This window comes from Frankia sp. CoWAU3 (genome assembly GCF_977971855.1).
In genome coordinates this window covers 1-6385 of record NZ_CDWWXB010000040.1, presented here as the reverse complement: position 1 = coordinate 6385, position 6385 = coordinate 1, and the positions used below count along the sequence as shown (strand labels likewise).

General features: G+C 72.0%; 7 protein-coding genes and 1 pseudogene. 2 read left to right on the top strand and 6 right to left on the bottom strand.

All coding sequences use genetic code 11. The features are described 5' to 3' along the window. The 4 genes and pseudogenes from dapE to fdxA all read right to left on the bottom strand — a co-directional run. Window positions 1-903: succinyl-diaminopimelate desuccinylase (dapE, locus tag AC08ON_RS06290; protein WP_476616615.1), on the bottom strand; the 903-nt coding region annotated here is incomplete at its 3' end. 92 nt (window positions 904-995) lie between these two features. After that, window positions 996-1838, bottom strand: a complete 843-nt coding sequence (locus AC08ON_RS06285) for a 2,3,4,5-tetrahydropyridine-2,6-dicarboxylate N-succinyltransferase (protein ID WP_476606776.1) — start codon at window positions 1836-1838, stop codon at window positions 996-998. Window positions 1839-1927: 89 nt separating this feature from the next. After that, window positions 1928-3070, bottom strand: a pseudogene (gene dapC, locus AC08ON_RS06280) (succinyldiaminopimelate transaminase); the annotation flags it as partial. A gap of 59 nt (window positions 3071-3129) precedes the next feature. Next, on the bottom strand, window positions 3130-3453 hold the full coding sequence (gene fdxA, locus AC08ON_RS06275; RefSeq protein WP_011438232.1) for a ferredoxin: 324 nt from the start codon (window positions 3451-3453) through the stop codon (window positions 3130-3132). A gap of 85 nt (window positions 3454-3538) precedes the next feature. Here fdxA and AC08ON_RS06270 point away from each other — a divergent pair, with 85 nt between their 5' ends. Beyond that, window positions 3539-4003 (top strand): putative acetyltransferase, encoded by a 465-nt coding sequence (locus AC08ON_RS06270; protein WP_476606775.1) that lies wholly within the window; start codon window positions 3539-3541, stop codon window positions 4001-4003. Then, the gene (locus tag AC08ON_RS06265; RefSeq protein ID WP_476606774.1) at window positions 4000-4986 is read left to right on the top strand and encodes a transglutaminase family protein; all 987 of its coding nucleotides are present in this window, start codon (window positions 4000-4002) and stop codon (window positions 4984-4986) included. Before AC08ON_RS06270 ends, AC08ON_RS06265 begins: the two co-directional genes overlap by 4 nt. Before the next feature lie 55 nt (window positions 4987-5041). Here AC08ON_RS06265 and AC08ON_RS06260 read toward each other — a convergent pair whose 3' ends face one another. Beyond that, complete coding sequence (locus tag AC08ON_RS06260; protein WP_476606773.1) at window positions 5042-5695, bottom strand: flavin reductase family protein; 654 nt, start codon at window positions 5693-5695, stop codon at window positions 5042-5044. Between the two features lie 128 nt (window positions 5696-5823). Next, window positions 5824-6385, bottom strand: a 562-nt coding sequence (locus AC08ON_RS06255; protein WP_476616614.1) for a DUF6113 family protein, incomplete at its 5' end; no start/stop codon positions are given.

The following is a 6385-nucleotide window of genomic DNA, read 5'->3' as shown; positions in this document are numbered from 1 at the left end:
CACACGACCGGTGGCGGCGACGAACGCCGCCGCGTGCGGGGCGGCGAGCCCGGGCAGCGCCCCGCCGACGAGATCGGTGACCTCGACGTCGTAGCCACCCAGCACCTCGCGAACATGCGCCACCGCCTCGTCGGGGCCCCGGTCCGGGGCGAACCGGAAGTTCACCGTGACCTGGCACCGGTCGGGGATCACGTTGCCCGCCACCCCACCGTCGATCCGCACCGCGCAGAGCCCCTCACGGTAAGTGCAGCCGTCCAGCGTCACCGTCCGCGCCCGGTAGCCAGCGAGGCGGCGGAGCAGATCGCCGGCCTTGTGGATGGCGTTGTCCCCGAGCCACGACCGGGCCGAGTGCGCCCGGGTGCCGGGAAGCGTCACGACCACCCGCAGGGTGCCCTGGCAACCCGCCTCGATCTCGCCGGAGGTCGGTTCCATCAGGATGGCCAGATCCGCCTCCAGCCAGTCCCGGTGCCGGGCGGCGAGCCGACGCAGCCCGTTGCGGGCCGCCTCGACCTCCTCGTGGTCATAGCAGACCCAGGTGACGTCGTGGCTCATCGCGCCGGGCGTGGCGACCGGGAGCGTGGCCGCGAGCCGCAGCGCGACCGCGACCCCTGCCTTCATGTCCGACGTCCCGCAGCCGTAGAGCCGCCCGCCCACCACACGCGAGGGCAGGTTGCCCGCCAGCGGAACGGTGTCCAGATGGCCGGCAAGCAGGATCCGGCCGGGCAGCCCCAGCTCGGTCCTGGCCACCACGGCGTCACCGTCCCGGTCAACCCGCAGCCCGTCCACCGCGGTGAGCGCCTTCTCCACCGCGCCCGCGAGGGCGGCCTCGTCCCCACTCACCGAGGGCACGTCAACCAGCGCCCGGGTCAGCTCGCCGACGGGCGCCGTGAGGTCGAGGCTCATGCCGTCACACCCTACGGTCACCGGGCCAGCGGATCGTTAACCGGCGATAAGATCATTAACCGGCGACAGGACGCCAGCCGGCAACAAGATCGTTAGCTGGCGACGCCGTGCTCCCGCAGGATGTCGTTCAACGCCAGCTTGTCGTGGATCTCGCCCTCGGCGAGCGTCCGCAGCACCAGGATGCAGGGCATCGCGAACTCTCCGCCCGGGAACGACTTCACCCGGTTGGAACCGACCGCGACCGCCCGCTCCGGGATCTCCCCGCGCGGGTACTCCGCGCCGGTCGTGGCGTCGAAGACATGGGTGGAGGCGGTCAGGATCGCCCCGGCGCCGAGCTTGGCCCCGCGGCGCACCCGCGCGCCGTCCACCACCATGCAGCGACTGCCGACGAAGGCGTCGTCCTCGACGACGACGGGGACCGCGTTCGGCGGCTCCAAGACCCCGCCGAGCCCGACCCCACCGGACAGGTGCACGTTGCGGCCGACCTGGGCGCAGGATCCGACCGTGGCCCAGGTGTCGACGAGGGTGCCGGCGCCGACGTAGCCGCCGATGTTGGTGTAGCTCGGCATGAGGACGGCCCCGGGCTCGACGTGCGCGCCCCAGCGCACGATCGCGCCCGGTACCACCCGCACACCGTCGAACCGGGTCTTGAGCGGCACCCGGTCATGGAAGCGGAAGTCGCCCGCGGACGACTCGACCATGGCGAGAACCTTGAAGGACAGCAGGATCGCCCGCTTGGCCCGCTCGTCAACGGTGACCGAGCCGTCCACGGTGACCGTGGCGACCCGGGCCACGCCCGCATCGATGGCGTCGACGGCGGCCACCACGATCTTGCGGGCGTCGGCGTCGGCGGGGGTCAGCTCCGCCCGCCGTTCCCACAGTTCGTCGACGGCGGGATCGATCGGAGAGTCGAGGGATGTGTTCGAGGCGCTCACAAGCCCGACCCTACGAGGTGGCCCCGGCCCCACGAGATGGCGGGGCCACGGATCCGGGCCGGGTGCTAACGGATGTCCGGCTCGGCAGCCCCATAGCTGCCCTGAGTGACCGGCTGACCGTAGTCGGGCCGAGCGCCATGGCCGGGCTGCCCCGTGGCGGCGACCGGCAACAGCATCGTCATCCGCTCGGGAACGGTCGCCACCTGCGAGTCCGCGGCGGTCAGGGCGATCCGGACGTGATACCGGCCAGCCTCCCCGTAAAACGTCCCGGGCGCGACGAGTATCCCGACCTCGGCCAGCGCCTCCACCGTGGCCCAGGCCTCCTCACCCCGGGTTGCCCACAGGTAGAGGCCGGCCTCGCTGTGATCAATGGTGAAACCCGCGACCGCAAGCGCCGCCGCGAGGACGGCCCGCCGGTTGGCGTAGCGCGCCCGCTGATCCGCCACATGCATGTCGTCGGCGTACGCAGCCGCCATGGCGGCCTGCACGGGCGTCGGCATCATGAAGCCGGCGTGCTTGCGGACCGCGAGGAGACCCTCGACCAGGGCCGGGTCACCGGTGACGAACCCGGCCCGGTAGCCCGCGAGGTTGGACCGCTTCGACAGCGAATGCACCGCCAGCAGTCCCTCGTGGGAGCCGCCGCACACGTCGGGGTGCAGCACCGAGACGGGCCGGCTCTCCCAGCCCAGCTCGATGTAGCACTCGTCGCTGGCGACGATCACACCGCGCTCCCGCGCCCAGGTGACCACGGCGCGCATCTCGTCGACCGTGAGCACCCGCCCGGTCGGGTTCCCCGGCGAGTTCAACCAGATCAGGGTCACCCCGTCGGCCGGGCCCGCCACCGGTTCGCAGCGGGCGAGCAGCGCGCCGACCTCGTAGGTCGGATAGGCCGGGGTCGGCACCCACACCCGGTCACCGGGTTCGAGCCCGAGCTGACCGGGGAGCTGGGCCACCAGTTCCTTCGTCCCGAGCACGGGCAGCACCGCGCCCGGGTCGACGAGCACGCCGAGCCGGCGGGCCAGCCAGCCTGCCGCCGCCTCGCGCAGCTCCGGGGTACCCGCTGACCGCGGGTACCCCGGAGCGTCAGCGGAGCCGGCCAGCGCCTGCTGCACGACGGCCGGCGTGGCGTCGACCGGAGTACCCACCGAGAGGTCGACCAACCCATAGGGATGCAGCCGGGCCTTCTCCTTGAAGGAGACCAGCTGGTCCCACGGGAAGTCGGGCAGTCGCACCCGGGACCGGGCCGGTGACCGCGGGACTCCGGAGATATTGCCGGGTCTCCCCGGGCCGCTCAGGACTCGCCCTGAGGAGCCAGCGCGGCGACCGTCGGCGGGTCGAAGTCCAGGGCGCCGACCTTCGATGCGCCGCCAGGCGACCCGAGCTCCTCGAAGAAGTTCGCGTTGGTGTCGGTGTACCCCTTCCACTGATCGGGAACGTCGTCCTCGTAGTAGATGGCCTCCACCGGGCAGACCGGCTCACAGGCACCACAGTCGACACACTCGTCAGGCTGGATGTAGAGCATCCGTCCGCCTTCGTAGATGCAGTCGACCGGGCACTCCTCGATGCAGGCCCTGTCCTTGACATCGACGCAGGGCTCTGCGATGACGTAGGTCACCGGTTTTTCCTCCTCGGGCTCACGGGCGACTGAGTCCTTAGTATCGACCTGGACAGTTCCGTGTCGACAACAAGGGCGTGCGCTGGTGGTGTATGTCGTCCGCATCACTCCGGCCGATGTTGGCGCGCGAGTTATGCTCCGCCACCGCATCCCCGGACCGGTATCCCTCAGTGATGTTCTCGGAACGTTGCGGTCATGGTCATCGGGCGTGCTCACGGTTGTCACTGCCGAGGGCACACCCGTCCAGGTTACCGAGGATGCCGTCGTAGCGGCACGCGTCATCCCACCCCGCCCACCGACACGACGTACGCGGAATGTCCCGGGTGCGACGGCTCTCATGGAGATTGTCCCGAATACGACTACCCCGAAGGCGACTATCGCGGGGGCGACTGTCCTGGGGACGACCGTCCCGGACACACCCGATCCGGACACGACCGTCCCGGACACGACCGATCCGAAGGTGCCCGGCCTGAAGGCTGCTGCCCCGCCAGGGGCGGCTGCCCCGGAGGCGGCCGCCCCTGGCGTGAACGCTCCGAGCGAGCTCTTGTGAGCACCCGCAGCCGCGGCAGGTTCGCCGAGGTCGTGCGCCGCGAGCCGATCGACCTGGCGGTCGCCTGCCATCTGCTCGCCGCCGAGGTCGACCCGGCAGCCGACACCCCCGACGCCACCGCCACCCTGAACGCCCTCGACGCATTCGCCGCGCAGGCCCGTCCACTGCTCGCCGCGCGGACGACCTCGAGCCGACGGCCCCGGTTCCCCCGGGCCGAGCACGGTACGCCGGTGGCACGCCAGACCGGCGCACCGGGGCAGGCACAGCCTGGACAGGCACAGCCGGAATCCGGATCCGAGGCGGCAGGGCGCCTGGAGGGGTTCGGCCCGGGAGCGGGGGATTTCGATCCGAGGATCGCCGCCGAGACGCTACACGAGTCCCTGGGGCTCGCCGCCGGCTTCGCCGGGGCCGAGGACGACTACACCGACCTGCGCTCCTCGCTGCTCCCCGATGTGCTGCGCCGGCGGCGCGGCCTGCCGATCCTGCTCTCCGTCGTCTGGCTGGAGGTGGCCGCCCGGCTCGGGGTCCCCGCCTATCCTGTCGGGCTTCCGGGGCACGTCGTGGTCGCGGTGGGTTCCCCCCAGGACCACGTGCTCGTCGATCCGTTCGCCGCCGGCCGACTACTGACGGTGCACGACGCTGCGGAGAAGGTACGCGCGGCCGGGTTCGCCTTCACCCGTGCCCACCTCGCCCCGATGAGCGCGCAGGACGTGCTCACCCGGATCCTCGGCAACATCCGGGTCCTCGGGGCACGCTCGGACGCGCCGCACATGCGGCTGTGGGCCGTCGAGCTGTCCCTGCTGCTCCCCCACCACCCGGCGAGCCTGCGCCGGGAGCGCGGCGAGCTCCGCGTCCGGTTGGGCGACTTTCTCGGCGGAGCCACCGATCTGACCGCGTTCGCCGACACGGTGGCTGCGGTCGAGCCGGCCGCCGCGGCGGCCGCCCGCCAGGCCGCCGCCGCGGCCCGCGCCCGGCTCAACTAGCCCCGGAGACCGTCCGCCCGCCCGGGAACCGTCCGCTAGCTTCGGGAAGCGTCCGCTAGCTTCGGGAAGCGTCCGTTTCCCGCTGCGCCTCCGTTCCTCCCGTATCCGCACCGACCGGGTCGAGGTAGCGCCCGTCGTAGAAGACGAGCGGTCCGACATCGTCCCGCGGCTGGGCGAACGAGACGACCTCACCGAGGACGAGAGTGTGATCCCCCCCGGGATGGGTCGTGACCGTCCGGCACTCGAAGACCGACAGCGCGCCGTCGAACAGGACCACTCCGGTCTCCGGCCCGATCGAGTGCTCCCATCCCGCGAACATGTCACCGGGCTGGTCATACGCGCGTTTCGCAAAGCAGCGCGACGTCTCGGCCATGTCCTCGGCGAGCACCGAGACTCCCCACACCCCCGAGGCCATGAGCGGACCGTGGAAGCGGGCGTCCCGGCGGATGCTGGCGAGCACCAGCAGCGGGTCGAGGGAGACCGAGACGAACGAGTTCGCCGTCATGCCGAGATGGCGACCGTCGGCGACGGTCGTGAGGACCGTCACTCCGGTAGCGAACCTGCCGACCGCCCTGCGGAAGTCCGCCGTCCGCAGCGTCGACCGGTCGGCCTGGAGGGCCGGGGAGACCGGGGAGGTCTGGGAGACCGGGGAGACCGGGGAGGCGGGCGCGCCGGCCCGGTTCTCTCCACGGTGCGCAGGGCTACCCACCCGGCCACGCTACCCGCTCCGCTCACCACGTGGGCGACAGTCCCCAAGGGCCGGTGACATCTCCCACATCACAAGAGCCGGTGACATCTCCCAGGGCGAGACAGACGACCCCGCAACCGGACCGGTGCTCAGCAACCGGGAGGAAGCGCCGTGAGCCCCCGCCGTGCCCCGGCGAGGACGGCGATCGCGATCGGGCTCAGTGCCCCGAGCAACAGGAACGCGTAGCCGGATCCGCTCGCCCGCAACAGCAGGTCCCCCTCGGGGCGGGAGCTGGCGAACAGCAGCACGACGACGGCCCAGCCGATGAGCACGGTCGTGGGTCCCAGCCGGGTGCCCGTCAGCCACCGCACCAGCAGCGCGGCACCCCCGTTGCCCACCAGCGCGACCAGTACGCCGAGCGACAGCAGCATCCCCCCCGGCCGTGGACCGGCGGGAACGAGGAAGACGCCGTAGAGACCCAGCCCGACCCCCAGAAACACCCCCAATGTGTAGGAAGCGGCCAGAAAGGCCCTGCCGGGTTGCGGGTCCGGGGACGGTTGTCCCGACGGCCGTGCCGGCTGTCGGGACAACCGGGTTGCGGGCGGCGTCCGGCGGGGACCGGCGCTGGGACGGGGCATTCTCCGACAGTAGGACATCGTCCGCCAGGCCCACCCGGTCAGGCCGACCAGCCCCGAGGCCCCAGCCCCGGGA